27 protein-coding genes are annotated in these 26,456 nt (G+C 70.6%); 8 read left to right on the plus strand and 19 right to left on the minus strand.

Going from position 1 to position 26,456, the window contains the following annotated elements; all coding sequences use genetic code 11:
• Positions 1–161 precede the first annotated feature (161 nt).
• A complete protein-coding gene (locus tag ACFYPC_RS33335; RefSeq protein WP_391890514.1) occupies positions 162–830 on the minus strand; it encodes a DUF3000 domain-containing protein in 669 nt (222 codons plus the stop codon).
• Positions 831–1,022: 192 nt separating this feature from the next.
• On the opposite strand from ACFYPC_RS33335, the gene hemE reads away from it, so the two are divergent.
• On the plus strand, positions 1,023–2,090 hold the full coding sequence (hemE, locus tag ACFYPC_RS33340) for a uroporphyrinogen decarboxylase (RefSeq protein WP_391890517.1): 1,068 nt from the start codon (positions 1,023–1,025) through the stop codon (positions 2,088–2,090).
• Between the two features lie 11 nt (positions 2,091–2,101).
• Here hemE and ACFYPC_RS33345 read toward each other — a convergent pair whose 3' ends face one another.
• Entirely contained in the window at positions 2,102–2,917 is an 816-nt protein-coding gene (locus ACFYPC_RS33345) for a rhomboid family intramembrane serine protease (protein ID WP_391890520.1), read from the minus strand.
• A gap of 176 nt (positions 2,918–3,093) precedes the next feature.
• Between ACFYPC_RS33345 and ACFYPC_RS33350 the strand changes: the two genes are divergently transcribed.
• The gene (locus tag ACFYPC_RS33350) at positions 3,094–3,432 is read left to right on the plus strand and encodes a hypothetical protein (protein ID WP_391890523.1); all 339 of its coding nucleotides are present in this window, start codon (positions 3,094–3,096) and stop codon (positions 3,430–3,432) included.
• Between the two features lie 102 nt (positions 3,433–3,534).
• On the opposite strand, the gene ACFYPC_RS33355 is transcribed toward ACFYPC_RS33350, so the two are convergent.
• On the minus strand, positions 3,535–4,947 hold the full coding sequence (locus ACFYPC_RS33355) for an FAD-dependent oxidoreductase (protein WP_391890526.1): 1,413 nt from the start codon (positions 4,945–4,947) through the stop codon (positions 3,535–3,537).
• A gap of 27 nt (positions 4,948–4,974) precedes the next feature.
• Positions 4,975–5,988 (minus strand): DUF4349 domain-containing protein, encoded by a 1,014-nt coding sequence (locus ACFYPC_RS33360; protein ID WP_391890529.1) that lies wholly within the window; start codon positions 5,986–5,988, stop codon positions 4,975–4,977.
• A gap of 160 nt (positions 5,989–6,148) precedes the next feature.
• Here ACFYPC_RS33360 and hemG point away from each other — a divergent pair, with 160 nt between their 5' ends.
• Together hemG and hemQ are read left to right on the plus strand one after the other, a co-directional pair.
• Positions 6,149–7,609 (plus strand): protoporphyrinogen oxidase, encoded by a 1,461-nt coding sequence (gene hemG / locus ACFYPC_RS33365; RefSeq protein WP_391890532.1) that lies wholly within the window; start codon positions 6,149–6,151, stop codon positions 7,607–7,609.
• A 4-nt stretch (positions 7,610–7,613) separates the two neighbouring features.
• Positions 7,614–8,333, plus strand: coding sequence for a hydrogen peroxide-dependent heme synthase (gene hemQ / locus ACFYPC_RS33370; RefSeq protein WP_391890535.1), 720 nt, complete (start codon positions 7,614–7,616; stop codon positions 8,331–8,333).
• A 25-nt stretch (positions 8,334–8,358) separates the two neighbouring features.
• Here hemQ and ACFYPC_RS33375 read toward each other — a convergent pair whose 3' ends face one another.
• The 15 genes from ACFYPC_RS33375 to zapE form a co-directional block, all read right to left on the minus strand.
• Positions 8,359–10,011 carry an alpha/beta hydrolase gene (locus tag ACFYPC_RS33375; RefSeq protein WP_391890538.1) on the minus strand — a complete coding sequence of 551 codons (1,653 nt, stop codon included), beginning with the start codon at positions 10,009–10,011 and terminating at the stop codon, positions 8,359–8,361.
• A 120-nt stretch (positions 10,012–10,131) separates the two neighbouring features.
• Positions 10,132–10,920: a TIGR04222 domain-containing membrane protein gene (locus ACFYPC_RS33380; RefSeq protein WP_391890541.1), complete on the minus strand. Its 789-nt coding sequence runs from the start codon at positions 10,918–10,920 to the stop codon at positions 10,132–10,134.
• Positions 10,921–11,057: 137 nt separating this feature from the next.
• Complete coding sequence (locus ACFYPC_RS33385) at positions 11,058–11,825, minus strand: DUF4142 domain-containing protein (RefSeq protein ID WP_391890544.1); 768 nt, start codon at positions 11,823–11,825, stop codon at positions 11,058–11,060.
• 249 nt (positions 11,826–12,074) lie between these two features.
• Positions 12,075–13,463, minus strand: coding sequence for a DUF692 family multinuclear iron-containing protein (locus tag ACFYPC_RS33390; protein WP_391890547.1), 1,389 nt, complete (start codon positions 13,461–13,463; stop codon positions 12,075–12,077).
• Positions 13,464–13,654: 191 nt separating this feature from the next.
• On the minus strand, positions 13,655–14,443 hold the full coding sequence (locus ACFYPC_RS33395; RefSeq protein ID WP_391890550.1) for a DUF4142 domain-containing protein: 789 nt from the start codon (positions 14,441–14,443) through the stop codon (positions 13,655–13,657).
• A gap of 213 nt (positions 14,444–14,656) precedes the next feature.
• A complete protein-coding gene (locus ACFYPC_RS33400; protein ID WP_391890553.1) occupies positions 14,657–14,986 on the minus strand; it encodes an antibiotic biosynthesis monooxygenase family protein in 330 nt (109 codons plus the stop codon).
• Positions 14,987–15,084: 98 nt separating this feature from the next.
• Entirely contained in the window at positions 15,085–15,852 is a 768-nt protein-coding gene (locus ACFYPC_RS33405; RefSeq protein ID WP_391890556.1) for a peptidyl-tRNA hydrolase, read from the minus strand.
• A 91-nt stretch (positions 15,853–15,943) separates the two neighbouring features.
• The gene (locus ACFYPC_RS33410; RefSeq protein WP_365426507.1) at positions 15,944–16,120 is read right to left on the minus strand and encodes a hypothetical protein; all 177 of its coding nucleotides are present in this window, start codon (positions 16,118–16,120) and stop codon (positions 15,944–15,946) included.
• A gap of 31 nt (positions 16,121–16,151) precedes the next feature.
• On the minus strand, positions 16,152–16,997 hold the full coding sequence (locus ACFYPC_RS33415) for a polysaccharide deacetylase family protein (RefSeq protein ID WP_391890561.1): 846 nt from the start codon (positions 16,995–16,997) through the stop codon (positions 16,152–16,154).
• 81 nt (positions 16,998–17,078) lie between these two features.
• Positions 17,079–18,020 carry a PPK2 family polyphosphate kinase gene (locus ACFYPC_RS33420; protein ID WP_391890564.1) on the minus strand — a complete coding sequence of 314 codons (942 nt, stop codon included), beginning with the start codon at positions 18,018–18,020 and terminating at the stop codon, positions 17,079–17,081.
• A gap of 112 nt (positions 18,021–18,132) precedes the next feature.
• Complete coding sequence (locus tag ACFYPC_RS33425; protein ID WP_391890567.1) at positions 18,133–19,035, minus strand: slipin family protein; 903 nt, start codon at positions 19,033–19,035, stop codon at positions 18,133–18,135.
• A gap of 113 nt (positions 19,036–19,148) precedes the next feature.
• Positions 19,149–20,603 carry a SulP family inorganic anion transporter gene (locus tag ACFYPC_RS33430; protein ID WP_391890570.1) on the minus strand — a complete coding sequence of 485 codons (1,455 nt, stop codon included), beginning with the start codon at positions 20,601–20,603 and terminating at the stop codon, positions 19,149–19,151.
• An 8-nt stretch (positions 20,604–20,611) separates the two neighbouring features.
• Positions 20,612–21,190 (minus strand): carbonic anhydrase, encoded by a 579-nt coding sequence (locus ACFYPC_RS33435; protein WP_391890573.1) that lies wholly within the window; start codon positions 21,188–21,190, stop codon positions 20,612–20,614.
• A gap of 78 nt (positions 21,191–21,268) precedes the next feature.
• The gene (locus ACFYPC_RS33440) at positions 21,269–21,616 is read right to left on the minus strand and encodes a hypothetical protein (protein WP_391890576.1); all 348 of its coding nucleotides are present in this window, start codon (positions 21,614–21,616) and stop codon (positions 21,269–21,271) included.
• A gap of 195 nt (positions 21,617–21,811) precedes the next feature.
• Complete coding sequence (gene zapE, locus ACFYPC_RS33445; RefSeq protein ID WP_391890579.1) at positions 21,812–22,954, minus strand: cell division protein ZapE; 1,143 nt, start codon at positions 22,952–22,954, stop codon at positions 21,812–21,814.
• Here zapE and ACFYPC_RS33450 point away from each other — a divergent pair.
• The 4 genes from ACFYPC_RS33450 (at position 22,953) to msrB (ending at position 26,438) form a co-directional block, all read left to right on the plus strand.
• Complete coding sequence (locus ACFYPC_RS33450) at positions 22,953–23,747, plus strand: pyrimidine reductase family protein (protein ID WP_391890582.1); 795 nt, start codon at positions 22,953–22,955, stop codon at positions 23,745–23,747. The two genes, zapE and ACFYPC_RS33450, sit on opposite strands and share 2 nt — an antisense overlap.
• 133 nt (positions 23,748–23,880) lie before the next feature.
• A complete protein-coding gene (locus ACFYPC_RS33455) occupies positions 23,881–24,354 on the plus strand; it encodes an indole-3-glycerol phosphate synthase (protein ID WP_391890585.1) in 474 nt (157 codons plus the stop codon).
• 260 nt (positions 24,355–24,614) lie between these two features.
• Complete coding sequence (gene murC / locus ACFYPC_RS33460) at positions 24,615–26,003, plus strand: UDP-N-acetylmuramate--L-alanine ligase (RefSeq protein WP_391890587.1); 1,389 nt, start codon at positions 24,615–24,617, stop codon at positions 26,001–26,003.
• 30 nt (positions 26,004–26,033) lie between these two features.
• Complete coding sequence (msrB, locus tag ACFYPC_RS33465; RefSeq protein ID WP_391890590.1) at positions 26,034–26,438, plus strand: peptide-methionine (R)-S-oxide reductase MsrB; 405 nt, start codon at positions 26,034–26,036, stop codon at positions 26,436–26,438.
• The last annotated feature ends 18 nt before the right edge of the window (positions 26,439–26,456 follow it).

Consider the following 26,456-nt stretch of genomic DNA (forward strand, 5'->3'; position numbering starts at 1 on the left):
TCATTCCTCGTCAATACGCGCCCGAAAGTGGGCGTATCGACAAAGAAGCATCGTGAACTGTGCGCGGAAGGAGACGGCGTGCCGAACCGGACCGTCCCCTGAATGGGGCCGGGCGCGGAAGCTGACTGAACCGGACCGCTTGCAGGACAGGGACCGCGTGCTCAGCGGGACTGCGGCCCCCGGCGCTGCGGCAGGCTGACCACCGACGCGTCGCCCGGTGTCACCGGCGGAAGCCCGGCGACCTGGCACAGCAGATCGCACCAGGCGGCGAGATGCGCGGCCGCGTCCGGCACGCCGCCCATGCCCTCCCGTGGCGTCCAGGACGCCCGGATCTCGATCTGGGACGCGGCAGGGCGCTCCCCGAGGCCGCCGAAGTAGTGCGAACTCGCGCGCGTGACGGTGCCGCTCGGTTCGCCGTACGACAGGCCGCGGGCCTGGAGCGCGCCGGTCAGCCACGACCAGCAGACGTCGGGAAGCAGCGGGTCGGCGGCCATCTCCGGCTCCAGCTCCGCGCGGACCAGGGTCACCAGACGGAAGGTGCCCTGCCAGGCGTCGTGACCCGCGGGGTCGTGCAGCAGCACCAGGCGGCCGTCGGCCAGATCCTCGTCGGCGGCGACAACCGCCGCTTCCAGCGCGTACGCGTGGGGGGCCAGCCGCTTCGGCGGAGGCGTCGGGTCGATCTCGATCTCCGGCCGCAGCCGCGCGCCCTTCAGCGCGTCGACGGCGGCCCGGAAGGGCGGCGGAGCCGTCGCCATCGCATCTCGGTTCCCCTCCTTCGAGTCGTCCATTCCGCCAGCGCCGTCCGACAGTCGTCCCTGAGCCGCAGCCATGCGGGGAAGATTAAGGGGAACGAAGCCTTCGCGCAGGGAGAGACACCCGTGCGTGGGACCACTGTCCGGATCACGCCGCACGAACATGCCTTCGTGAGCGCCGATCCCGGGGGCTCCACGGGGTTCTCGGGACCTGTCCGGCACCGGGTGCCCGGGACCTGGCTGTCGGCGGGGCGTGCGAGACTTTCCGTTGTGAGTGCCAACGACCGCCCTGACGGGCAGCAGCCGCGAGCCACCTACGAATCCGCCTTCCTCAAGGCGTGCAGGCGCGAACCCGTGCCGCACACGCCGGTGTGGTTCATGCGCCAGGCCGGCCGCTCGCTGCCCGAGTACCTCAAGGTGCGCGAGGGCATCCCCATGCTCGAGTCCTGTGCGCGGCCCGAGCTGGTGGCCGAGATCACGCTCCAGCCGGTGCGTCGGCACAATGTGGACGCGGCGATCTACTACAGCGACATCGTCGTCCCGCTCAAGGCCATCGGCATCGACCTCGAAATCAAGCCCGGCGTCGGCCCGGTCGTCGAGAAGCCGATCCGCACCCGCGCCGACCTGGCCCAACTGCGCGACCTGACTCCCGAGGACGTGTGGTACGTCACCGAGGCGATCGGTCTGCTCACGGCAGAGCTCGGCTCGACCCCGCTCATCGGCTTCGCCGGCGCGCCCTTCACCCTCGCGAGTTACCTCGTGGAGGGCGGCCCGTCCAAGAACCACGAGCACACCAAAGCGCTGATGTACGGCGACCCGCAGCTCTGGGCCGACCTGCTCGACCGTCTCGCCGAGATCACCTCCGCCTTCCTGAAGGTGCAGATCGAGGCGGGCGCCAGTGCCGTCCAGCTCTTCGACTCCTGGGTCGGCGCCCTGGCACCCGCCGACTACCGGCGCTCGGTGATGCCGGCGTCCACGAAGGTCTTCGACGCGGTGGCGTCGTACGGCGTGCCGCGCATCCACTTCGGCGTCGGCACCGGTGAACTGCTCGGCCTCATGGGCGAGGCGGGCGCGGACGTCGTCGGCGTCGACTGGCGTGTCCCGCTCGACGTGGCCGCCACGCGCGTCGGCCCCGGCAAGGCCCTTCAGGGCAACCTCGATCCGGCGGTCCTGTTCTCCTCGACCGAGGCCGTGGAGACGAAGACCCGCGAGGTGCTCGACGCGGCCGCGGGCCTCGAAGGCCATGTCTTCAACCTCGGCCACGGCGTCCCGCCGACCACCGACCCGGACGCGCTGACCCGCCTCGTGGAGTACGTGCACACGCACACCGCGCGCTGAGCTTCTGGTTTCTAGGTGTGCCGCGCCTGTCTGCCCCACAGCAGGCGGCGCGGCTCCGGCGGGGCCGGGGTGCCCGCGCGCAGCGGCCAGGCCGGCAGCATCCCGGCGAGGAAGCCGACCACATGGGCCGCGTACGCCACCGTCCCGGCGTCGGATACGCCCTCGCCGGACGAGTACACCGCCTGGAGCACGAACCAGAAGCCCAGCACCATCCAGGCGGGCAGCCGCAGCGGCAGGAAGACCAGGAACGGGACCAGGACCCACACCCTGGCCTTCGGATAGAGCACGAGGTACGCGCCCAGAACCCCGGCGATCGCTCCGGACGCGCCGATCAGCGGGTCGCCCGAGTCGTCGTTCAGGAGCGCGAAGCCGTAGGCCGCCGCGTAGCCGCAGACCACGTAGAACAGCGTGAACCGCACATGCCCCAGACGGTCCTCGATGTTGTTGCCGAAGATCAGCAGGAACAGCATGTTGCCCAGCAGGTGCAGCCAACTGCCGTGCAGGAACATCGCGGTGAGCACCGACAGCGCCGGTGACTTGTCGTAGTCCGGCGGGGCCACCACACAGCCGGTGCCCTGCGGGCCGACGCCGGTCTCGCCCGTGGGCACAAGCCTGGGCATCCGGTGGTGGATCAGCTCCTGCGGCACCACGGCGTATTGGTCCAGGAACGCCTGCAGATGGCAGAACTGCGCCAGACCGCTGCCACCCGACACCGAGCCGGCCATGCCGGGCGTGAAGAGGAAGACGAGCACGTTGGCGGCGATCAGCGCGTACGTCACGTAGGGCGTGCGCCGTACCGGGTTCACGTCATGGACGGGGATGACCACGAAGAACTACTGCCCCCGACGGGGCGGGTGAATCCGAGCGCCGGCGGGGCGCGTCGGTGCTGTTCGACAAGCGCGCATCCATGGCGCTGAACACCTCCACAGCCTCGTGCGTATCTCTCCTCAACCGCCCGAGCCGCGACGAAGACGCGTGCGAGGAAGACGTGAGGACACAGGCGATGAACGACCGAGTCAATCCTCCGATCCATGCCCTGCCCGATGGCGAGGCGGAGATCGCCCTGGTGCTGCACCTGCCCTGGGAAGATCTCGCCGCGCTCGGCCAGGAGGCAGGCCGGCTCGCGGCGCGGATGCAGCGTCCGGTGACCCTCGACGAGGCCGTCAGCCACCGGCTGCGCTCCGCCCGGGCCGCCACGCACGCCAAGCAGCCCACGGCGCAGCCCGCGGCCGTCGCCTCCTCGGGCTCCGTCTCCTCGCTGCCCGGGCGGCCGCCCGCCGAGCAGGCCCGGCAGGCCATAGACCGGATCAACGGGACGATGCCCGGACACGAGACGGCGTAGAGAACCGCCACAAGAGGGCGTAGAGAACCGCCACAAGACGGCGTGGTGAACCCGGCCACGAGGCGGCGTGGCGCTGGCGCCCCGGCGCAGCGCGCCGCCCGGTCACGCGCCCCGTGCGCGTACCGCCGCCACCGCCTTGCGCGCCGCCACCAGGACGGGGTCCCACACCGGTGAGAACGGCGGCGCGTAGCCCAGGTCGAGCGCTGTCATCTGCTCCACGGTCATACCCGCCGTCAGCGCCACCGCGGCGATGTCGACGCGCTTCGCGGCGCCCTCCCGTCCGACGATCTGCACGCCGAGCAGCCGCCCCGTGCGGCGCTCGGCGAGCATTTTCACGGTCATGAGGTCAGCGCCTGGGTAGTAGCCCGCGCGGCTCGTCGACTCGATGGTGACGGTCTCGAACTGCAGGCCCGCCCTGTGCGCGTCCTTCTCGCGCAGCCCGGTGCGGGCGATCTCCAGGTCGCAGACCTTGCTCACCGCCGTGCCGACGACGCCGGGGAACGTGCCGTAACCGCCGCCCACATTGGCGCCGATGACCTGACCGTGCTTGTTCGCGTGCGTGCCCAGGGCGATGTGCCGTTCGCGTCCCGAGACCAGGTCGAGCACCTCGACGCAGTCGCCGCCCGCCCAGATGTTCTCGTGCCCGCGTACCCGCATCGCGAGGTCGGTCAGCAGCCCGCCGTGCTCCCCGAGGGGCAGCCCGGCGGCCCGGGCGAGCGTCGTCTCGGGGCGTACGCCGATGCCGAGCACGACCACGTCCGCCGGGTACTCCGCGTCCTCCGTGGCGATCGCCCGTACCCGCCCGTCCTGGGCAGTGAGCACTTTGGTGACCTCGGCGTCGTTCACCATGGTGATGCCCAGGCCCTCCATGGCCGTGTGCACGAGCCGGCCCATGTCGGGGTCCAGCGTCGACATCGGCTCCTTGCCGCGGTTGACGACCGTCACCTCGTACCCGCGGTTGATCAGCGCCTCCGCCATCTCCACGCCGATGTAGCCCGCGCCGACGACCACCGCACGGCGGCCCTCCGTGGCGGCCAGCGTGTCCAGGAGATCCTGTCCGTCGTCCAGGGTCTGCACGCCGTGCACGCCCGGCGCGTCCGCGCCCGACAGGTCGGGGCGGATCGGGCGCGCGCCGGTCGCGATCACGAGCTTGTCGTACGTCGTCCACTCCTCGGCGCCGGATTCGAGGTCGACGGAGCGGACCCGGGCGCCCGCGACGTCGATCTGCGTGACCTCCGTACGCATCCGCAGGTCGATGTCGCGCTCCCGGTGCTCCTCGGGCGTCCGCGCGATCAGCTCGTCACGCTCGGCGACGTCACCGCCCACCCAGTACGGGATGCCGCACGCCGAGTACGAGGTGAAGTGCCCCCGCTCGAACGCCACGATCTCCAGCTCGTCCGGCCCCCGCAGCCGACGCGCCTGGGACGCGGCGGACATGCCCGCCGCGTCACCGCCGATCACGACCAGTCGCTCTCTCGCCCCGCCGGTGGTACCGCTCGTCCGGTTCATGCTCATGCGAACACGCTACGGGGGCGGGGCATTTCAGTCCTGCTCGCGTCCCTCCTCCGGCTCCCGGACGGGCGGGCCGACCGGCAGCGTGCCGGCCGGGGAAGCCGCGGCCGGAGCCGGGCGGCGCGGCAGCCGAGTGCGCAGGAGGCGTACCCACAGCACCCAGAGCGCGAGGAGCAGCGCGGCGCCCGCCGCGAACGGGAGGATCGCGCCGAACGCCACGGCGATCCAGCGCAGCATCGTGACGAACGCGTCCCAGCCGCCCGTGAGCGCGTCCACGAAGCCCGGATCGTCGTCCTTCTCCGCCTGCTTCACCGGGGTCTCGGACAGGGTCAGGGTGATGGTGGCCAGGCTGGTGCGGTCCTCCAGGGAGGCCTGTTGGGCGAGCAGGGACTCCAGGTCGGCCTGACGCGTACTCAACTCGCCCTCCAGGGTGACCACATCGCTGAGCTTGGTGGCCTGGTCCATCAGCTCGCGGATCCGGGCCACGCTGGCCCGCTGCGTCTTGATGCGGCTCTCCACGTCGACGACCTGGTCCGTGACGTCCTGCGCCTCGGCCGTACGTTCCAGGAGCTTGCCGGTGCCTTCCATGTCGGCGAGCACCTCGTGGTACCGCTCGGTGGGCACGCGCAGGACGACGCGGGTGTGCTCGTCGCCCTCCTCGTCCCGGGTGGTGGTCTCGTTGCCGACGAAGCCGCCGGCGTTCGCCGTGGTGGTGCGCGCCTGGTCCAGGGCGTCGGGTACGTCCTTGACCTGCACGGTCAGGGAGGCGGTGTGGATGATCCGGTTCGCGGTGAGGTCCGGGGCCTGACTGGGAGCCTGGGCCCCGCCCTTGCCGGAATCATCGCCCGCCGCACCCTCCTGGACCGCGGACTTGTCCTGCGCACCGGCGGCGGAATCGCTGGACGAGCCGCTGTCACCGGCGCCTGAGCAGCCGGTGAGCGCGAGGGCGGCGGCGAGCAGAACCCCGGCCAGAAGCTGAACGGGGCGTGCGGGCTGTGCGGCGCGTACGGATCGTACGGATCGTACGGAGCTCTGTGTGCGCATGTTGGGCATCCCCCCGAGGGTCGTGACGACTGACGTTCCTTCGACGCCGGGAAGCGGTGCGACGTTGGGGGGATCCGGTCCCGATGCGGTCACGGTCCGGACTCGTGGAGGACACCGGGGGACCGGTGGGGGTGTCAGTGGTGTCTGCGAAAGTGGAGACATGCGCGCACAGGACACTCGTACGGGTACGGGACACGTCGTTGTCATCGGGGGCGGGATCGCGGGTCTGGCCGCCGCCCACCGGCTGCTGGACCGTGGCGTGCGCGTGACCGTACTGGAGGCCACGGACCGCGTCGGCGGCAAGCTGCTGCCCGGCGAGATCGCGGGCGCCCGCGTCGATCTGGGTGCCGAGTCGATGCTCGCGCGCCGCCCCGAGGGAGTCACCCTGGCCCGCGAGGTGGGGCTCGGGGACCAACTCCAGCCGCCCGCCACCGCGACGGCCTCGCTCTGGACCCGCGGTGCCCTGCGCCCCATGCCCAAGGGACATGTCATGGGCGTGCCCGGCACCGCCTCCGCCCTCTCCGGAGTCCTCTCGGACGAGGGCCTGCGCCGTATCGAGCAAGACGCCGAGCTGCCCCGTACGGAGGTCGGCGACGACGTGGCGGTGGGGGAGTTCGTGGCGGCCCGCCTGGGCCGCGAAGTGGTCGACCGCCTGGTCGAGCCCCTCCTGGGCGGTGTCTACGCGGGCGACGCCTACCGCATCTCCCTGAGGTCCGCGGTTCCCCAGCTCTTCGAGGCCGCCCGGACCCACGACTCCCTGACGGAGGCCGTCCGCGAGATCCAGGCCAGGGCCGCACAGAACCAGCAAGCGGGACCGGTCTTCATGGGCATCCGGGGAGGCATCGGCCAACTGCCGCTCGCGGTGGCCGAGTCCGTGCGCGCGCGGGGCGCCGAGATCGTCACCGGGGCGCCGGTGACGGAGCTGCGCCGGGAGGCGCACACCGGCTGGCGGGTCGTCGCCGAAGGCCAGGTCCTCCAGGCGGACGCCGTGGTCCTCGCGCTGCCCGCCCCCGCTGCCGCCGCCCTGCTGCGCGCCGAGGCACCCGCCGCCGCGGCCGAGCTGGCCACCGTGGAGTACGCCTCCATGGCGCTCGTCACCCTCGCCTACCGGCGCAGCGAAATCGCCCTCCCCGAAGGGAGCGGTTTTCTCGTGCCTCCTGTCGACGGGCACACCATCAAGGCCTCCACCTTCGCCTCCCAGAAGTGGGGCTGGATCGCCGACGAGAACCCCGACCTGCTCGTCCTGCGGACCTCGGTGGGGCGTCACGGCGAGACGGAGGTGCTCGGACGGGCGGACGGCGAGCTCGTGGACGTCTCCCGGCACGACCTGCGCGAGGCCACCGGCCTGGACGCCGCGCCGGTCGCGACCCGCGTGACGCGCTGGGACGACGGGCTGCCGCAGTACCCCGTCGGGCACCACGCGCGCGTGGCCCGCATCCGCGAACACGTCGGCAAGCTGCCCGGACTCGCCGTCTGCGGCGCGGCCTACGACGGGGTCGGCATCCCCGCGTGCATCGCGAGCGCGTACGCAGCCGTCGACCAGCTCGGCGGCGACCGCGGCGGACCGGACTCGCTGATCACGAACCCGGTGCGGAGCCCGCACGGCGGCGCGGGAGAATAGCCCCATGAGTGACGACGCCCCCGCCAAGATTCCGAACGCCGGCAAGAAGGCCAAGGACCTCAACGAGGTCATCCGCTACACCCTGTGGTCCGTCTTCAAGCTGAAGGACGTGCTCCCCGAGGACCGGGCCGGTTACGCCGACGAGGTCCAGGAGCTCTTCGACCAGCTCGCCGCGAAGGACGTGACCATCCGCGGCACGTACGACGTGTCGGGGCTGCGCGCCGACGCCGACCTCATGATCTGGTGGCACGCCGAGACCGCCGACCAGCTGCAGGAGGCGTACAACCTCTTCCGCCGCACCAGGCTGGGCCGCGCCCTGGAGCCGGTCTGGTCCAACATGGCGCTGCACCGCCCCGCCGAGTTCAACCGCTCCCACATCCCGGCCTTCCTCGCCGACGAGACGCCGCGCGACTACATCAGCGTCTACCCGTTCGTGCGCTCGTACGATTGGTATCTGCTGCCCGACGAGGACCGCCGCCGTATGCTCGCCGACCACGGCAAGATGGCCCGTGGCTACCCGGACGTGCGAGCCAACACGGTCGCCTCGTTCTCCCTCGGCGACTACGAGTGGATCCTCGCCTTCGAGGCCGACGAGCTGTACCGCATCGTCGACCTCATGCGCCTCCTGCGCGCCTCCGAGGCCCGTATGCACGTCCGCGAAGAAGTCCCGTTCTACACGGGCCGCCGCAAGGACATCTCCGAGCTCGTCGCGGGCCTCGCCTGAGCGAATCCGGAAGCGCCGGACGGTTTCAGGAGACCTTCCTGACGTCCTTCTTCACGTCGCTCCTCGCGCCCTTCGAACGACTGTCCGGCGCCACCGGCTTCGGCTCCGCGTGCGGCGCGCACTCCGCGCGCCGCACCGGGAGTCTGCCCTCGAGGAGATAGGCGTCGAGGTAGCCGTTGACGCACTTGTTGGGGCCGCCGCCGATCCCGTGCGTCCCGGCGTCGTACTCGGTCACAAGCACCGAGCCCGACAGCCGCCGCTGCAACGCCAGAGCACCCTCGTACGGCGTCGCCGCGTCCCGCTCGGCCGCCAGGATCAGGGTCGGCGGCAGTTCACCGGGCAACGTCCGTACGTCCAGGGGCTGCTGCCGCGGCACGGGCCAGTACGCGCACGGCAGGTTCATCCACACGTTGTCCCAGGTCTCGAACGGCGCCTTGCGCGCGAGGCGCGTGTTGTCGCGGTCCCAGGTGCGCCAGTCGGTCGGCCAGGGCGCGTCGTTGCACTCGACGGCCGTGTAGACCGCGTTGCCGTTCTCCTGCTCGGCGGCCGCCTCCGGATAGGGTCCCGCCTGCTCGATCAGCGGCTTCGGGTCGCCCTTCAGATACGCGGACAGTGCCTGGGCACGGTAGGGCCAGTAGTCGTCGTAGTACCCGGCCTGGAGGAACGCCCCCTGCAACTGCCCGGGACCCACCTTGCCGCCCGCGGGCGAAGCGGCGAGCCGCGCCCGCGCCTTCTCGTAGCTGTGCAGCACCTCTTCGGGCGTGGCGCCCAGCCCGTACACCTTGTCGTGCCGGGCGACCCAGGCGCGGAAGTCCGCCCAGCGGATCTCGAACGCCGCGGACTGGTCGAGGTTGTTCTGGTACCAGATCTGGTCGGGGTCGGGGTTCACCGCCGAGTCGAAGACCATCCGGCGCACGTGGGAGGGGAAGAGCGTCGCGTACAGGGCACCGAAGTACGTGCCGTACGAAGCGCCCATGAAGGTCAGCCGCCGCTCGCCGAGCGCGGCCCGCAGCACGTCGAGGTCCCGGGCGTTGTTGAGCGAGGTGTAGTGCTGGACGGCCTCGCCGGAGCGCTCGACGCAGCCGCGCGCGTACGCCTTCGCCTCCGCGATGCGCTCCTTCTTGTACGACTCCGAAGGGAACGTCGGCGACTGGGTGGGCCCCTTCCCGAGCCGCTTCGGATCCTGGCAGGACAGCGGGGCGCTGCGGCCAACTCCGCGCGGGGCGTAGCCGACGAGGTCGTACGCCGCCGAGATGCGTTTCCACTGGGGGAGGAACCCGATCAGTGGGAAGAACATGCTGGAGGCGCCCGGGCCGCCGGGGTTGTAGACCAGGGCGCCCTGGCGCGGGACCTTCCGCTTCGAGTTCTTCGCGTCCTTGCCGGTGGCCTTCACCCGGCTGACGGTCAGTTTGATCTGCTTGCCGTCGGGGTGCGCGTAGTCGAGGGGCACGGTGACCGTGCCGCACCGGACGTTGTCCGGAAGGTCCTCCGCCTTGGCGCAGGTGCCGAAGCGGACACCGGCGGCCGCGGCGCGCTCGGCGGCGACGGCGGTGCCGCGCGTGTCGGCTGCCGGCCCGAGAGGGTCGCCGGGCCAGCGGGGTTCGCCGCCCGCGGGGACGGTGACGAGGGCGGACAGGAGCAAGGATCCTGCGGTTCCGTAGAGGACGGCAGCTCTCATCGCGTATCCCTTCAGCGCACGGCAGCGACAAAGGGGATGTTTCGTTCGGCGGTTGGTGAAGTAAAGGACCAGGCCGCAGTGTCGGCTCCAATGACCCCGATGCGCCCCCCGGCGCGCCGGTCAGCCCCCTCGTTCCGCGTTCCGGTCCTGGTGGGTGAAGGCGGCGCGCAGGTCCGGCTCGCCGATCGCGCGGATGCCGCGTACGGCGACGGAGGTGAGGTACGTACGGTCGTCGCCGTTGCTGTCCGGGCGCCGCGCGAGGGTGCCCAGCAGGCGCTGTCCGGCCGGGGACGCCCAGCGCGAGTAGGGGTGCACCTCGATACGGGCGATCGCGAGGCAGCTCAGCGTGAGGGTGAGTGGGAGCGCGAACCAGACGGCCACCGGCACCTCGTACTCGGCCGCCGGAGCCTGGGAGGGCATCAGCAGGGCCACGGCGCCCAGGACGAGGACGGTGGCCGCGGCTGCCTGGACCTGGCGGACGGCGGCGGCGACGGTGCCGCGCTCCCCGTCGGGCACGGCGAGTCCCGCGGCGACAAGGCGGTCGGCGAGGCGGTGTACGGAATCCGCGGCGGCCGCCGTCGCCCGTACGGGCGCTATCCGGGACTGCCCCTCCGGGCCGATCGCTCCGAGCACCGAGCGCTCCATCTCGTCGTGGCCGCGCGGGTCCACGACGGTCGCCCAGCCGGTGTGCGCGAGCAGCAGGCGGCGCTGGCGGGCCATCGACACCAGGGTCAGCTCCGCGACCCGGGCCGGGCCGCCGGACAGGAACGCCGCTTCGTACAGCGTGAGGCTGTGATCGCGGGCCGCCTTCGCGTCGAACGCCGCCGTGCGCAGGGCCGCCAGACACAGGCGTATGCAGGCGGTGCCGGCCGTGGCCCAGGCCAGGAGCAGGAGAAGTACCCAGAACATGGGATTTTTCTATGTGATGGACCGGGTGAGCGCCATGGCTTGTTCACATGATGGACGGAGCGTTACCGGTATGTGACGGTCCGCTTTCCGCTTGTGTGGCCAGAGAGTTCTCGTGCGGCCAGGAAGTTCCCGTGCGGCTAGGGATTCGAGGACGTGGCGTCGCGGGAGACGGCCGGGGGGAGCGTGTAGCCCGGCGACGGGACCACCGGGACCGGTGAGTCCGGGGACTGTGTGGGGCCGGGCGGGGCCGGGGTGTTGGTGATCGGGGGCGGGGCGGCGGTGGCGGCGTCCCGGGCGAGGGCGTCGAAGTCGACGTATCCGGTGGCTTCCAGGACCTTGATGTGGTCGAGCACGGTGGTGTTCGCATCGTCGGCGAGGTCGCGCACGAGGGAGTTGCGGGTGTTGGCGCGGACCTGGGCGACGAGGGAGAAGACCTTGCCGTGGGCGGCGCGGAGGATGTTGGCGAACTCGCGGTCGTAGTCCACGCCCTGCGCCTGGTCGAGCGTGGTCAGCCACTGGCGCTGCTGGTCGGTCGGCTGGTTGGGCAGTTCGAGGCCGAGGCGCGCCGCGACGTTGCGGACGCGGGCGTCGAGGAACGCGTGCCCCGCGATGAGGTGCTCTCCGGCGGTCCGTACGGCCTCGGTGGTGCCGCGCTCCTGGGCCTGCTGGCCCGCGGGCAGCTCCCACAGCCCGGCCAGCCGGACCTTGGTGATGAAATCCCGGTCCTGTGCCGACAACGGACCGAACTGCGTCGACACGGTCTGGGCGTTCAACGTGGCCAGGCCGGTTCCCGAGCGGTCCGCGTACGACCAGATCGGGAACGCCAGTGCTGCCACGGTGGCCGTGAGGGCCGTGACGATGAGCCCTGTTCCACTGACCAGTCCGGTGCGGTTGATGGATCGCATGGTGCCTCCTGTTGCGGCACAACACGTGAGTGCGTTCCGCGTGCAGATTGGCATGCTACTGCGGGTGCCGCGCCAACTGACGTGCAGGAGGCCAGGGTTGAGGGGTGGGTGGAACGCGCTGGATGTGATGGTTCGGGTGCACGGCAGACCGCCTCAAAGGCGGGGAAACCGGGCGCGCACATCACCTTCACAGAGGGGCGTGTTAATCCGCGCACACTCTGCGGCGGTGCGGGGCCGCCATGCCCGTACTCAGCGGCGCAGCAGCACCCGGCGGGTGGCGCGGGCGAGGCGGGCCGCGGGGTGACCCGACAGCGGGGCGGGGCCCGAGCGCTCCAGCCACCAGTGGCGCAGCCGCCGCCGGGTCTCCGCGTCCTCCGGGCGGCCGGCCAGGAGCAGTTGCTCGGCGAAGTCCAGAGCGTCCCGCCGGTAGCCGCCGGTCATCGGACGGCCCTGTGCGTATGCGAGGAACGCGGGCCGGTACGTCGCCGCCAGGATCTCCGGCAGCTCCTCCGCGACCTTCGCCACTACGTCGGCCCGCTTGGCGGCCAGTGCCCGTGCCTGCACCCCGAGCCGTACGCGGTCGAACCCCTCGGGCACGGGGGTTCCCGCGACGAGGGCGGAGAGCAGCGCGGTCTGTGCGAGGGAGAGGCGCTGGCGGGCGGGGTCGGTCTCGGGTTCGGTTCCGGGCTCGGTTCCGGGCTCGGGGTCGGTCTCGGGGTCGGTTCCGGGCTCGGGGTCGGTCTCGGGTTCGGGTTTGGTTTCGCCGAGTGAGGCGGGCGCGCGCAGGGCGGGTCCCACCGTTTCGACCGGGCCCCGGGCCTTCTCCAGCGTCCCTCGAATCGCTGCCAACTCCCGCTCCAGCTCCCCGGGCTCGGGGAAGTTCTCGTCCCGTTCCAGGAGGACGCCCGGCGGGGTCACCCGGGAGGCGAGCTCGGACAGGATGTCGAGGACCGGCTGCGGGACCGGGTGGGCGTGGCTGTCGTGCCACACGCCGTCCCGCTCGAAGCCGCCGGCGACATGGATGTAGGCGATGGCTTCGACGGGGAGTTCGTCGAGGGCCTTGACGGGGTCCTCGCCGCGGTTGACGTGGTTGGTGTGGAGGTTGGCGACATCGATGAGGAGGCGTACGCCGGTGCGGTCGACGAGGTCGTAGAGGAACTGGCCTTCCGTCATCTCCTCGTCGGGCCAGGAGATCAGTGCGGCGATGTTCTCCACGGCGAGGGGGACGGGCAGCGCGTCCTGCGCGATGCGGATGTTCTCGCACAGGACGCGCAGCGCGTCCCGGGTGCGGGGGACCGGCAGCAGATGGCCCGCCTCCAGACGGGCGGAGGCGGTCAAGGGCCCGCCCGCGCGGACGAAGGCGATGTGCTCGGTGACGATCGGCGAGGCCAGCGCCTCGGCCCGCTCGGCCAGAGCCGTGAGGCGTGCCTCGTCGGGCCGGTCCGCGCCGCCGAGGCCGAGGGAGACACCGTGCGGGATCACCGTGACCCCGCGTTCACGCAGCCGCAGCAGCGACTCGGGGAGATGCCCGGGGCAGAGGTTCTCGGCCACGGCCTCGACCCAGTCGATGCCCTGCATGCGCTCCACGGCGTCCGCTATCTCCGGCCGCCATCCGATGCCCGTCCCCAGTCGCTCCATCGTCCCCTCCTCCACCCCGCGTGCACGGCTCACCGGGTTCGGCTGTGTCCGTCTGCGTCGACGGTCCGCTGTTCCGGTGTGACGGGGGTATGGCCCCGGCGTCCGGTTCCGAACCCCGCGCTCGTCACGTTCAGAGCAACATTTGAGGTTCGGATCCGGACGCCGGGGGGGGGGGGGGCAGCAGGCGGCGGCTAGCCCAGTACGCCGTCCGAGTCCACCGGATCCGGCCGGGCGGTGTTGACGGTGCCCGGTTCGCCGGGCGAGGGCTGGGATGTGGTCGAGACGTCGCCGGTGGCCTCGGCGGCGGGGGCCGAAGGTGCGAGCTGGCCGGGCACCGGCGGCGGGGGGCCGGTCGGGCTGGCGGTGGAGGTGGCCACCGCGGCGTTGGCGATGGCGTCGAAGTCGACCAGCCCGGTCTTCTCCAGCATCGTGATGTGGTCGAGCACGGTCTGGTTGGCATCCGAGGCGAGCTGGCGCACGAGGGTGTTCCGGGTGGTGTTCCGGACGGTGCCGATGGCCGGGAAGATGCTTCCGTGTGCGGCCCGCAGCAGGTTTACGAACTTGTACTCGTAGTCCGTGCCGGTCGCCGCGGTCATCTCCTGGAGCCAGCCGGTCTGCGCCTCGTTCGGCTGGTTCGGCAGTGCGACGCCGAGCTGGGCCGCGACTATCCGGACCCGCTTGTCGAGGTCGGTGTGGCCGACGATGAGGTGGTCGGCGACCTCCTTGATCGCCTCGGAGGGCGCGCGCTCGAGCGCCTGCTGGCCCGCGGGCAGTTCCCACAGACCGGCGAGCCGTACGCGGACGATCAGGTCGCGGTCCTGGGCGGTCAGCGGACCCCAGCGCGTGTTCACGGTGCCCGCCGCCACGTTCGCCTGTCCGGTACCTGAGCGGTCCGCGTACGACCATACGGGGAACGCGAGCGCGCCGACGGTGGCGATGAGTGCCGCAAAGACGAGGACGGTACCGTTGATACGCCGCATATTGAGCCTCCCGGGAACCCAACTGTTCGTTGAGTATCTGTACTTGGCCAGCGCCAAGAGGTACGTGCGGGGCGGATGTGTTGTTCAACGTCCACTCAAACCTCTTGGCGATCAGCGATCAGCGATCAGCGATCGGTGATCCGGCTGCCCCGGCTCGGGATCGGCTCGGCCCGTCGGATGCTCGACTGACTGCCTGGCCCCGCGACGACCTGTCTACTCGCTTTTCGGCGCCGCCTGCTGCACGACTTCGAAGGACCACAGTGTGGACGCGCTCGCGGCCGGCTTGGGACGCTCACCACTCTGCGCGCCACCGTGCTGGTGGGCCGCCTTCATGGGGCCCTCCGCCCAGGCCTGGAAAGCCTCCTCGTCACGCCACCGCGTGTAGACGAGATAGGTGTCGGTGCCTTCGACGGGGCGAAGGAGCTCGAACCACTCGAAGCCGTCGGAGCTCTCCACCGTGTGGGCACGGGCGGAAAAGCGCTTCTCCAGCGTCTCCCGCTGCTCGGCGGGGACGGTCAGCACGTTGATCTTGACTACGCTCATGGCCCCATCTTGCCGGTTCTGTGCGCCTGGCGGAGCCGTGGGGGCGGCGGTGTGTGCCCCACGCGGGGGTGTTCTTCAGCACGGGGACGCACCCCCGGTCACGTACGTCGCGTGTCCGGCAGTGCCTGGAGGCGGTCGACTCCTTCGACCGAGATGGTCGTGCCGGGCGCGATCTCCGTGAAGCCCGCGTCCCGGACCAGCGGGAACCCGGAGGTGGTCAGCTCGCGCCAGCGGGCCGGGTCGACGGTGCGGACGCTCAGCGGGAAACCGGCGTCGCGCCAGGCCGCGCGCTCCTCGTCGGACAGTTCCCACCAGGCGAGTTGGGCGCCGTGGCCCGCCTGGGCCATCGACTTGCCGGCCGACATGTCGAGGTCGGGGTTGAGCCACAGCACGGGCCCCGTCAGGTCGGCGTCCGCCGGCGGCTCGGGGTCGTCGAGGTCGGTGCCGGAGACCTGGAGCTTGGCGAGTTCCCTGGGCCAGCCGTCCAGCGGAACCGGCGGGAAGACCCGCACCTCGGCGGACTTCCCGGTCACCGTGATCCCTGGCAGCTCCCCGGCTCGCCGCCACTCGGCGCCACGAGCCCGCCGTACGACCTTGCGGATCCGGGCGTCCTGCCAGTCGTGGATCGCTTGCGCCCACTCGCCCGCGCTCTCGCCCTCCCCGAGGGACCGTTCGTCGCTGAGGATGGTCAGCACGGCGCGGGCCGCGGTCTCCAGCGCGTCGGTACGGGCCGGGGGAGCGGTTTTCTCGATGCGTACGACCAGGGGCAGTACGAACTGCGGTGCCTCGTCGCGCGCGGTGCGCTCGGAACGGAAGGGGCTGTCGCCCGTCGGGGCCGGATCAACTGCGGTCGGGTCGCTGCTCACGTCCTCCAGTCTGCCAGGCGGAAGATCGGTTCATCCGAGGGTGCCGGTGCGTCTTCGCAGGGGGCCGCGCACGACTTCGCGCTCCGACCGGTCAGCCCGAACAGGCCGTGCGCTGGGCCTCCTGCCACTCGCAGACGGGGCACAGGGTGATCCCCTTGTACGACTCCGGGTACTCCGTCGGCTTCCGGCACAGCACGCACTCGGCGAACGGCGGCCCCTCCTCGGCGGGGGCCGGGTCCGCACGGGTGCCGCAGTAGTCGTCACTCATGGTTCCAGCGTAGGACGGACGACCGGGCTGCCTACGGGCGGTGGGCCGCCGTCCCGATCAGCTCGGACACCTTGACGAAGCGGAAACCCCGCTTCCGTAGCTCGGGCACGATCGTCCGCAGTGCCCGCTCGGTCGTCGGAGCCGCGCTCCGCGTGCAGTGCATGACGACGACGGAACCGGGCCGTACGCCGTCCAGCACATCCTGGGCCACCGCGTCAGCGTCCGTGGCGAAGGCGTCCCCGCTGACCACGTCCCACTGCACCGCGGTCACCCCGGCCGTGCTCAGCGTCCGCAGCGCCCGCTGGTCGTAGCACCCGCCCGGAAAGCGGAAGTAGGGCATCGCACGGGGCACGCCCGCCTTCTTGAAGGAGGCGTACGCACGCTCCACATCCGCCCGCATCCTGTCCTCGGGCACGGTCGGCAGGCCGTAGCAGTCGTCCGTGAAGGCGTAGTGGCTGTACGAGTGGTTGGCCACCTCGAAGAGGGGGTCGCGCCCGATGGACCTGGCCTCCTGGGGGTACTCCTCGGCCCACCTTCCCGTCATGAACACGGTGGCCGGAACCTTGAAACGCCGCAGGGTGGCGATGAGCCGCGGGTTGTCGAAGTGCTCCCCGGCCGCCGCCCTTGGCCCCTGATCCGCGGTCATGTCCGCGTCGAAGGTCAGCGCGACGGTCTTGTCGCGCGTTCGCGGGCCGTTCTTGAAGACGGGCGTCAGGCCGGTGGGGCCCGGGGCGAGCGTCGGGGGCAGCGACGGCGCGGCGCCGGCGGGTGCGGGGCGCTCCTTGCGTGGGGCGGCCGGGGTGTCGGGGGCCCCGCAGGCGGCGAGCACAGCGCCCAGGGCGCAGACCGCGGCGAAGCGTGTTACTGGAATGATCACCCGATGAAGTTATCGGGGCGAATATGGCTATTTACGTATCATTTGCGTGTGCCGCGGGGATGCGCCCCCGAAGTCACCCACCTAGAGCCCCGTGGGTGAGGTCAGATTCTGTGCGAGCAGTCGTTTCCGGCTCTCCTCCACGTCGAAGTCCGCCTTCGGGTACTGCGGGTCAAGGGCCACGAGGTGTTCCAGGAGGAGCTTGCTGATCGCCCAGTTCCGGTACCACTTGCGGTCGGCGGGGATCAGGTACCAGGGCGCCTCGGCAGTGGAACAACGATCGAGGGCGATCTCGTACGCCCGCTGGTAAGCCGGCCACAGCGCGCGCTCGTCGATGTCGCCGACATTGAACTTCCAGTGCTTGTCGGGATTGTCCAGGCGTTCGAGGAGACGGCGGCGCTGCTGGTCGTACGAGATGTGGAGGAAGACCTTCACGACGGTGACGCCGTCGTCCGCCAGCGACTTCTCGAAGCGGTTGATCTCGCCGTAGCGGTCGTTGATCTCCTTGCGCGAGGCCAGCTCGCGGACCCGGGCGATCAGGACGTCCTCGTAGTGCGAGCGGTCGAAGATGCCGATTTCGCCGGCCTCGGGCAGTGCCCTCCGGATCCGCCAGAGAAAAGAGTGCTTCCGCTCCTCGGCGGTCGGGGTCTTGAACGACCGGATGCGGCAGCCGGAGGGGTTGAAGTGCCCGATGACGTGCTTGACCGTGCCGCCCTTGCCGCTGGTGTCCATGCCCTGGAGGACCAGAAGGAGGCGCCGCCGGTCGCCTGCCGTGCTCGCGGCCCACAGCCGTTCTTGCAGGTCGGCGAGGTGTTCGCTCATTTGGGCCGTGGCGGCGAGACCGGCGGCCTTGTCCTGGGGACCGGTGGGCGTGGCCCCGGCCGGGTAGGAGGAGAGGTCGATCTTCGCTCCGCCCGGGATGCGCAGGAGTTCACGGAGCGGGGCGGGAGCCTTGCCGTTGCGCTGCCGCTCGCTGTCCTTGCCACTGCTCCTGCTGCCGTGCTTCTTGCCGTCCTTCTTTGCCACTGTGCGTCCCTTCCGGCCGTGTCCCTCGATGGTGGGGGGAGCGGCCGGTAGCCGCTACTCGCGGTCGGGCCTTCTTTTCCTGCCGGCCATTCCCGTAGACGAACCGCACGTGTCATCCACCGTCCCCGGGCCCGGCGTCACCGGGCGGAAGGGACTCCGCCTCGGCGTCACGGGACAAGGGTGCGGGCCCGACGTCGGCCGGAAGGGCCGCGGCGCGCGGCTGTGCGGGCGCCGAATCCGGCGCCGGCCCCTGGTTCGGCTGTGCCCGCTCCAGGAACCGCAGCAGTTCCACCGGGAAGGGCAGGACGAGCGTGGAGTTCTTCTCGGCCGCGACCGCCACCACTGTCTGCAGCAGCCGTAGTTGGAGCGCGGCGGGCTGTTCGGACATCACCCCGGCGGCCTCGGCCAGCTTCTTGGACGCCTGAAGTTCCGCGTCGGCGTTGATGATCCGGGCCCGCCGCTCGCGGTCGGCTTCCGCCTGCCGGGCCATCGACCGCTTCATCGTCTCCGGCAGGGACACGTCCTTGATCTCGACGCGGTCGATCTGCACACCCCAGCCCATCGCCGGGCTGTCGATCATCAACTCCAGGCCCTGGTTGAGCTTTTCGCGGTTGGAGAGCAGATCGTCGAGATCACTCTTGCCGATGATCGAGCGGAGCGACGTCTGCGCCATCTGCGAGACCGCGAAGCGGTAGTCCTCGACCTGGATGACGGCGTCGGCGGCGTCGATCACCTTGAAGTAGATGACGGCGTCCACCCGGACGGTGACGTTGTCCCGGGTGATGCCGTCCTGCGCGGGCACCGGCATCGTCACGATCTGCATGTTGACCTTGTGCAGTTTGTCCACGCCAGGGACAACCATCGTGAACCCGGGGGCGCGCACCTCACCGCGGAGCCGCCCGAGGCGCAGGACCACGCCTCGCTCGTACTGCTTGATGACCCGGGCCGCCGCCCCGGCGTACACCAACCCCGCGGAACCGACCGCCACGCCGGCGATCAGCAGCTCCTGGAGCATGACGACCCCCTTTCGAGCCGCCCAGTATGGCCAGTATGTCCACTGTACGACCAAGGGCTGGACCCGCGGCGAAGCGGGCCCAGCCCTTGGTCATCAGGACGCGTCAGGACGTGTCAGGACCCCGACGTGACCTTCACCGGCTCGGTCCCCGCCGAGCTGTGCCGGGTCGACCAGTTCTCCAGTGCGGTCCGGCAGGCGTGGTCGAGGTGGTGCAGGCCGGAGAGATCCAGCTCGATGGGCCGGTCCTGCGGCAGTGCTTCCAGGCTGTCGAGGATCTTCGGGAGCCGGAGGAATGTGGCGTTGCCCGACAGATAAGCCTGGACGGGCCCGGCTCCCTTGTCTATGACGTCGAGGCGTACATGCGAGGCCTCCCAGGCCGTCTTCGCGACGGCCAGCGCGATCCCGATCAGCACGCCTTCGAACATGCTGACCGCGACGATCGACACCGCGGTGACGATGAGGATCAGCGCCTCGCCCCGGTGCGCACGCCACAGCGACACGATCTCCCGCAGCGGGATCAGCTTCCAGCCCGCGTACACCAGGATGCCCGCGAGGGCGGGCAGCGGAATGACGCCGAGCGCGGCGGGCAGCAGCGCCGCGAACAGCAGCAGCCACACGCCGTGCAGCACCCGGGACGCCTTCGTCCGCGCGCCCGCCTGGACGTTCGCCGCACTGCGTACGATCACCGCGGTCATCGGCAGTGCGCCGAGCAGCCCGCAGATGGTGTTACCCGCGCCCTGCGCCATCAGCTCTTTGTCGTACTGGGTCCGCGGGCCGTCGTGCAACCGGTCCACGGCCGCCGCGCTGAACAGTGACTCGGCGGAGGCGATCAGCGTGAAGGCGAGGATCGTGGCGAGCACACCCACGCTCGCGAGTTCTCCGAAGGCGTCGAGGGACGGAGGCTGGATCGAGCCCAGGAGCCCCTGCACCTCGACCTTCGCCACCGGAAGTCCGAAACCCCACGAGACGAGGGTGGCCAGCGCGACCGCACCGAGTGCCCCCGGCACCGCACGCACTCGCTGCGGCAGCAGCTTCCACAGCACGATAACCACTATGGTCCCCGCGCCGACCGCGACCGATGCCAGGGCGTCGGGGCTGCGTACGGCGTCCACGAGTGCCGCCGGCAGCCCTGCGATCTTGTCGAGCCCGGAGGCCGGTGACTTCAGGCCCGCCATCGCGTAGAGCTGGCCCGCGATCAGCACGAGGCCGATCCCGGCAAGCATTCCTTCGACGACGGCCACTGAGATGGCCCGGAAATAGCGCCCCAACTTCAGGGCACCCATGAGGAGTTGGAGTACTCCGGTGGCGAGCACGATGACACCGAGTACGGCGAGGCCGTACTCCTGCACGGCCTCGAAGACCAGCACGGTCATGCCCGCGGCCGGCCCCGAGACCTGGAGGCTGCTGCCGCGCATCAGCCCGGTGACGAGACCGCCCACGATGCCGGTGACCAGGCCGAGTTCGGCCGGGACTCCGGAGGCGACGGCGACGCCCACACACAACGGCAGGGCGACGAGAAACACGACGACGGACGCGGCGAAGTCCTGCCGCAGGTGGGGGAGTTTCATCGCGCGGCTCACAGCGCCTCGAAGGTGCCGGTGTCCGCACTGTGCACCTGTACGGCGCCGGTGTGGACTTCGTAGTACCAGCCGTGCAGGCGTAGTTGACCTGCCGCCAGGGCCCGTTCCACGCAGGGGTACGCGCGGAGCCTGAGGAGTTGCGCGCGGACGTGGTTCTGTACCGCGTTGGCTACGGCGGGGTCGTCGTCCGGTGCGTCGGACGGGGGTTCGGCCTGCGCCAGCCAGTCGCGTACGGCGGGTACGGCGGTCAGGTCGTCGCCCCGCACCATCGCGCCGACGGCGCCGCAGTGCGAGTGTCCGCAGACCACGATCTCGGTGACACCGAGCACGTCCACCGCGTACTCGACGGTGGCGGCTTCGGCGGACGGCCGTCCGGGGGCGTAGGGCGGGACGATGTTGCCCGCGGTGCGCAGTTCGAAGAGCTCGCCGGGTCGGGCGCCGGTGATCAGTGCCGGGACGACACGGGAGTCGGAACAGGTGATGAACAGGACTTGGGGGGACTGGCCTTGGGCCAGCTGTGCGAACTGCTCGGGGCGCTTTCCGTGCGCGCGAGCGTGTTCGATGAGGGGCTGCATCTGTCAGTTCCTCCTGGCGCGCCTCAGATGGCGCGTCGGCCTACAAGAGCGAAGCGTGGGGGGAGAGGAGCGCTCAGCTCAGCAGCGGAAGACCTGAAGTGTGGCCGGGGAGAGGGCGGTTGAGGATCTCGACGAGGTGCGCAGGAAGGCAGGATCCGGGGTGGCGAGGGGGTGACCGGCCGCCGGATCGCATTCCAACAGGGCGCGGGAGGGCTCTTCGGGTACGAGGTCCTCCTCACGGCTCCGGTCACGGGACCGGAGTGGCGGCGCCACCTTCTGCTTCTGCGGGTACTCGGATTCGCCGCAGGAGGAGACCTCACTCTTCTGTGGGGAAGCGAACGCCTGTGTGGGAGTGAAGAACTGAAGGCTCATCAGGACGGCGGCGAATACGACGAACAGGGTCCGGACCGTCTTACCTCGAAACATGAGCCCCCTTCCGACTGTTCACACACGTCAACAATCAGTGTCAACATCCATGTTAACTCGGCAAGTTGTTTGCAAGGTTAACTTTGCGTTTCACCCTGAAGTGAGCCTGAATTGAAGGGGTGTGTGGCGTGATTCGACCCCTTGTGGGGCCTGGGCTCTTCGCCAGGCCGCGCCCCTTGAGGGGGAGCTAGTAGTTTACGCGCCCTTTACGAGCCCTTTGGCATCCCGCGCCAGTGCGGTGAGCCGGGAAATCGCGCGAAAGTACTTTTTGCGATAGCCGCCGTTCAGCATCTCCTCGCTGAACAACCGGTCGAAAGGCATTCCGGAGGCGAGGACCGGCACCTCGCGGTCGTACAGCCGGTCGGCGAGCACCACGAGCCGCAGCGCCGTCGACTGGTCCGGTACCGGCTGGACGTCGGTGAGGCAGACGGCCTTGAGATCGCCTGTCAGGGCGCCGTAACGGCTCGGGTGGACGCGTGCGAGATGGTCGAGCAGATGCGGGAAGTCATCGAGGGACGCGCCTTCGGTGGCGTACGCAGCCTTGGTGACCTGCTCGTCCGAGAAAGGCGCCGGAGCCTCGGGCAGCCCGCGGTGGCGGTAGTCCTCGCCGTCGATGCGCAGCGGGCGGAAGTGCGCTGCCAGGCCCTGGATCTCGCGCAGGAAGTCGGCGGAGGCGAACCGGCCCTCGCCGAGCTTGCCCGGCAGTGTGTTCGAGGTGGCCGCGAGTGCCACGCCCGCGTCGACCAGTTTGCCGAGCAGAGTGGAGACCAGGACGGTGTCGCCGGGGTCGTCCAGCTCGAACTCGTCGATGCACAGCAGCCGGTGGCCGCTCAGCGTCTGCACGGTCTTCTGGAACCCGAGCGCGCCGACCAGGTTCGTCAGCTCCACGAACGTGCCGAAGGCCTTGAGCTCGGGTTCCGCCGAAGTCGCGTGCCACAGGGAGGCCAGCAGATGGGTCTTGCCCACGCCGTAGCCGCCGTCCAGGTACACGCCGCGGGGACCGGCGGGGGCCTTCTTGGGGGCTTTGCCGAAACCGAACAGCCCACGCCTGCCCGAACTCGTGGAGTGCGGTGCATGGAGACCGGCCGCGAAGGCGCTGAGGACGCGTACGGCCTCGGGCTGGCTCGGCTGGTTCGGATCCGGGATGTACGTGGCGAAGCGGACCGAGTCGAAGCGCGGCGGCGGCACCATCTCGGCGACGAGCCGGTCCGCGGGGACGTGCGGCTCGCGGGCGCACAGGGACAGCGGGGTCGCTTCGGCTATCGGGCCGAACCCGGCGGAGGCGGTGGAGGTCGACACAGTTACCCACTCTAAGGGCCGTGCCACACTGCACATCATGCGACGCCTGTTCCCTGTGACGTACGAAACAGCAGCCCAAGCCCCCGACGGGGCGACGGACGCGGAGCTGACGGACCGCGAGTGGGGGCTCCAGGAGCTGGCGGAGGCGTACGCCTATCCGGACGTCCGGGAGCCCTGGCTGCGCGCCAACATGGTGTCGACGCTGGACGGCGCCGCCCAGCACGACGGGCGCTCCCGGCCCATCTCCAGCGCCACCGACATGCGGATCTTCGGTGTGCTGCGCGCGCTGGCGGACGTCGTCCTGGTGGGCGCGGAAACGGTACGCCAAGAGGGTTACCGTCCGGCGCGCGCGCGTGCGGACTTCGCGGAGCAGAGGGAGGCGGCCGGACAGGGGCCGGCGCCCGCGATCGCCATCGTGACGGCCAGTCTCGACCTGGACTTCTCGCTGCCGCTTTTCACCTCGCCCCTGGTGCCCACGCTGATCCTGACCGGTGCCGCGGCGGCCCCGGAGCGGGTCGCGGCCGCCGAGAAGGCGGGCGCGCAGGTCGTGATCGCGGGGGACGGCATGGGTGTGGAGCCTGCCCGGGCCGTGCGTGCGCTCGGCGAGCTCGGCATGACCCGGCTGCTCACCGAGGGCGGCCCGCGCCTGCTGGGCCAGCTCGTCGCGGCCGGAGTGCTCGACGAGCTCTGCCTGGCCCTCTCCCCGATGCTCACCGTCGGGAACGCGCAGCGCATCGCCGGAGGGCCTACGATCACTGTCCCGAAGCGGTTCGAACTGACGTCCTTGCTGGAGGAGGCCGGGTTCCTCTACACCCGATACGGTCGGCCCTGACAAGTCAGCGGAATACTCCGTTCCGTTTTTCTTCGGCTGGGCACACTGAATCTCGCAGCCCCCGTGCGGTTACGGGGCAGGATGGTTTCCGCAGGGGCCTGGGAACGGCCCACGGAGGAGAAGGGCGCCTGTCGTGTTCACAAGCGTATTGATGATCGAGAAGGCCCTGACGTCCGCTGACGTGGAGTTCGTCACCACCTTGCACGGTGACGAGGCGGTCGGCTTCCACGTGTTGCTCCAGCCCCGGGGCGAACAGGCGGACCGGCTGCTGAGGGCCATCGACGACGTCGCGCTCGGCGAGCTGGACGAGGCGGCACACGAGGACGAGACCCCCGAGGGCGACGAGGCGGCCGGGCAGGGGCAGCAGGCCCTGGACGTGTCGCTGGTGGCGCTGCGCTCGACCGGCAACCAGGCCGAGGGACGGCTCATCGAGGACCACCCGCTGGACGCCCTGAAGGCCCTGGTGGAGGAGATCGACGCCGACGAGGTCATCGTGCTGACGGACCCCCACTACGTGGAGGAGTTCTTCCACCGTGACTGGGCGTCCCGGGCCCGCCACAAGGTGGGCGTGCCGGTGCTGAAGCTGTTCTCGCACAGCAAGGTGTAAGCGCGCTTCCGTTTGGTTTGCCGTGGGTGCGTGGGTGCGTGGGTGCGTGGGTGCGTGGGTGCGTGGGCACGTGGGCACCGTGGGGGTGAGGTGTTATTCGGGTGCGGGGGCTTCGTGGCTGGTCGCGCAGTTCCCCGCGCCCCTTTCCGGCATCACCTGGGCGCCCCTTGCGAGGTGCCGGACGCCGTACGGAATAGGCTGGGGACGCGCTCCTTTCGTGGGGGCGCTCAGCCTCGTACCGGATCTTGGGAGACACACGCATGGCACCCGGCCTTCCTACCGCCATGGACCGACCGCACTTCATCGGCATCGGCGGCGCCGGGATGTCGGGGATCGCGAAGATCCTCGCGCAGCGTGGGGCGAAGGTGGCGGGCAGTGACGCGAAGGAGTCCGCGACCGCCGGGGCACTGCGCGCGCTGGGCGCGACGGTGCACATCGGGCATGCGGCCGATCACCTTGCCGCCGACGCCACCTGCGTCGTCGTCTCCTCCGCGATCCGCGCGGACAACCCCGAGCTGGCCCGTGCCGCCGAGCTCGGCATCCCGGTGGTCCACCGCTCGGACGCCCTTGCCCGCCTGATGGACGGCCTGCGCCCGATCGCGGTCGCGGGCACCCACGGCAAGACGACGACGACCTCGATGCTTGCGGTGTCGCTCTCGACGCTGGGCCTGAAGCCGTCGTACGCGATCGGCGGCGACCTCGACGCACCCGGCTCGAACGCCCTGCACGGCGAGGGCGACATCTTCGTCGCCGAGGCCGACGAGTCGGACCGCAGCTTCCACAAGTACGCGCCCGAGGTGGCGATCATCCTCAACGCGGAGCTGGACCACCACGCCAACTACGCGTCCCTCGACGAGATCTACGAGTCCTTCGAGACGTTCGTGGACCGCGTCACCGAGGGCGGCACACTGGTGATCTCGGCGGACAACGAGGGCACGCGTGAGCTGACCCGACGGGTGCGGGCCACTGACGTCCAGGTGGTGACGTACGGAGAATCCGCGGACGCCGACGTGCGCGTGCTCGCCGTCGTGCCGCACGGGCTGAAGAGCGAGGTGACGGTACTGCTGGACGGCGCCGAGCTGACCTTCGCGGTCTCGGTCCCCGGCCGCCACTACGCGCACAACGCGGTCGCGGCGCTGGCCGCGGGCGTCGCGCTCGGCATCCCGGCCGCCGAGCTGGCACCCGCGCTCGCCTCCTACACGGGGGTGAAGCGCCGCCTCCAGCTCAAGGGCGAGGAGGCCGGCGTCCAGGTCGTCGACTCGTACGCGCACCACCCGACCGAGATGACGGCGGACCTGGAGGCGATGCGCGCGGGCGCCTCCGGCCGCATCCTGGTGGTCTTCCAGCCGCACCTGTTCTCCCGGACCCAGGAGCTGGGCAAGGAGATGGGCCAGGCCCTGTCGCTGGCCGACGCCTCGCTCGTCCTGGACATCTACCCGGCCCGTGAGGACCCGATCCCGGGCGTCACGAGCGAGCTGATCATCGAGGCGGCGCGGGCGGCGGGCGCGGATGTGACGCCGGTCCACGACAAGGCGGACGTGCCGTCGGTCATTGCGGGAATGACGAAGCCAGGTGATCTCGTTCTCACCATGGGCGCGGGCGATGTCACGGACCTCGGTCCCGAGATCCTGGCGCGCCTGCCGAAGTAGTCGTCACCGTTGCGCGAGGGGTTGAGCATCATGTCGTACGACATCGAGAAGCCGGACGAGCAGTGGCGCGCGGAACTGACCCCGGCCGAGTACCAGGTGCTGCGCAAGGCGGGCACGGAACCGGCGTTCACCGGTGAGTACACCGACACCAAGACGACCGGCGTCTACTCCTGCCGTGCCTGCGGCGCCGAACTCTTCACCTCCGGGGAGAAGTTCGAGTCGCACTGCGGATGGCCGTCCTTCTTCGATCCGAAGGACACCGACGCGGTCGAGCTGATCACGGACCGGTCGCTCGGGATGGTGCGGACCGAGGTGCGGTGTGCTCGGTGCGGTTCGCATCTTGGGCACGTGTTCGAGGGGGAGGGGTATGCGACCCCGACCGATCAGCGGTACTGCATCAACTCCATCTCGCTGCGGCTGACGCCTGAGGACTGACGCCCCAGGGCCGAAGCC

The organism is Streptomyces sp. NPDC005808, from assembly GCF_042871385.1.
Lineage (GTDB): Bacteria > Actinomycetota > Actinomycetes > Streptomycetales > Streptomycetaceae > Streptomyces.

What these genes read in the sequence shown, in the direction of transcription:
- ACFYPC_RS33380 (WP_391890541.1), bottom strand. Translation starts at nt 10,920, where the DNA reads ATGTTCTGGGTACTTCTCCTGCTCCTGGCCTGGGCCACGGCCGGCACC.
- ACFYPC_RS33390 (WP_391890547.1), bottom strand. Translation starts at nt 13,463, where the DNA reads ATGGAGCGACTGGGGACGGGCATCGGATGGCGGCCGGAGATAGCGGAC.
- ACFYPC_RS33395 (WP_391890550.1), bottom strand. Translation starts at nt 14,443, where the DNA reads ATGCGGCGTATCAACGGTACCGTCCTCGTCTTTGCGGCACTCATCGCC.
- ACFYPC_RS33385 (WP_391890544.1), bottom strand. Translation starts at nt 11,825, where the DNA reads ATGCGATCCATCAACCGCACCGGACTGGTCAGTGGAACAGGGCTCATC.
- ACFYPC_RS33425 (WP_391890567.1), bottom strand. Translation starts at nt 19,035, where the DNA reads ATGCTCCAGGAGCTGCTGATCGCCGGCGTGGCGGTCGGTTCCGCGGGG.
- ACFYPC_RS33335 (WP_391890514.1), bottom strand. Translation starts at nt 830, where the DNA reads ATGGCTGCGGCTCAGGGACGACTGTCGGACGGCGCTGGCGGAATGGAC.
- murC (WP_391890587.1), top strand. Translation starts at nt 24,615, where the DNA reads ATGGCACCCGGCCTTCCTACCGCCATGGACCGACCGCACTTCATCGGC.
- ACFYPC_RS33440 (WP_391890576.1), bottom strand. Translation starts at nt 21,616, where the DNA reads ATGTTTCGAGGTAAGACGGTCCGGACCCTGTTCGTCGTATTCGCCGCC.
- ACFYPC_RS33435 (WP_391890573.1), bottom strand. Translation starts at nt 21,190, where the DNA reads ATGCAGCCCCTCATCGAACACGCTCGCGCGCACGGAAAGCGCCCCGAG.
- zapE (WP_391890579.1), bottom strand. Translation starts at nt 22,954, where the DNA reads ATGATGTGCAGTGTGGCACGGCCCTTAGAGTGGGTAACTGTGTCGACC.
- ACFYPC_RS33400 (WP_391890553.1), bottom strand. Translation starts at nt 14,986, where the DNA reads ATGAGCGTAGTCAAGATCAACGTGCTGACCGTCCCCGCCGAGCAGCGG.
- ACFYPC_RS33350 (WP_391890523.1), top strand. Translation starts at nt 3,094, where the DNA reads ATGAACGACCGAGTCAATCCTCCGATCCATGCCCTGCCCGATGGCGAG.
- ACFYPC_RS33450 (WP_391890582.1), top strand. Translation starts at nt 22,953, where the DNA reads ATGCGACGCCTGTTCCCTGTGACGTACGAAACAGCAGCCCAAGCCCCC.
- ACFYPC_RS33410 (WP_365426507.1), bottom strand. Translation starts at nt 16,120, where the DNA reads ATGAGTGACGACTACTGCGGCACCCGTGCGGACCCGGCCCCCGCCGAG.
- ACFYPC_RS33375 (WP_391890538.1), bottom strand. Translation starts at nt 10,011, where the DNA reads ATGAGAGCTGCCGTCCTCTACGGAACCGCAGGATCCTTGCTCCTGTCC.
- msrB (WP_391890590.1), top strand. Translation starts at nt 26,034, where the DNA reads ATGTCGTACGACATCGAGAAGCCGGACGAGCAGTGGCGCGCGGAACTG.
- ACFYPC_RS33355 (WP_391890526.1), bottom strand. Translation starts at nt 4,947, where the DNA reads ATGAGCATGAACCGGACGAGCGGTACCACCGGCGGGGCGAGAGAGCGA.
- hemG (WP_391890532.1), top strand. Translation starts at nt 6,149, where the DNA reads ATGCGCGCACAGGACACTCGTACGGGTACGGGACACGTCGTTGTCATC.
- hemQ (WP_391890535.1), top strand. Translation starts at nt 7,614, where the DNA reads ATGAGTGACGACGCCCCCGCCAAGATTCCGAACGCCGGCAAGAAGGCC.
- ACFYPC_RS33360 (WP_391890529.1), bottom strand. Translation starts at nt 5,988, where the DNA reads ATGCGCACACAGAGCTCCGTACGATCCGTACGATCCGTACGCGCCGCA.
- ACFYPC_RS33430 (WP_391890570.1), bottom strand. Translation starts at nt 20,603, where the DNA reads ATGAAACTCCCCCACCTGCGGCAGGACTTCGCCGCGTCCGTCGTCGTG.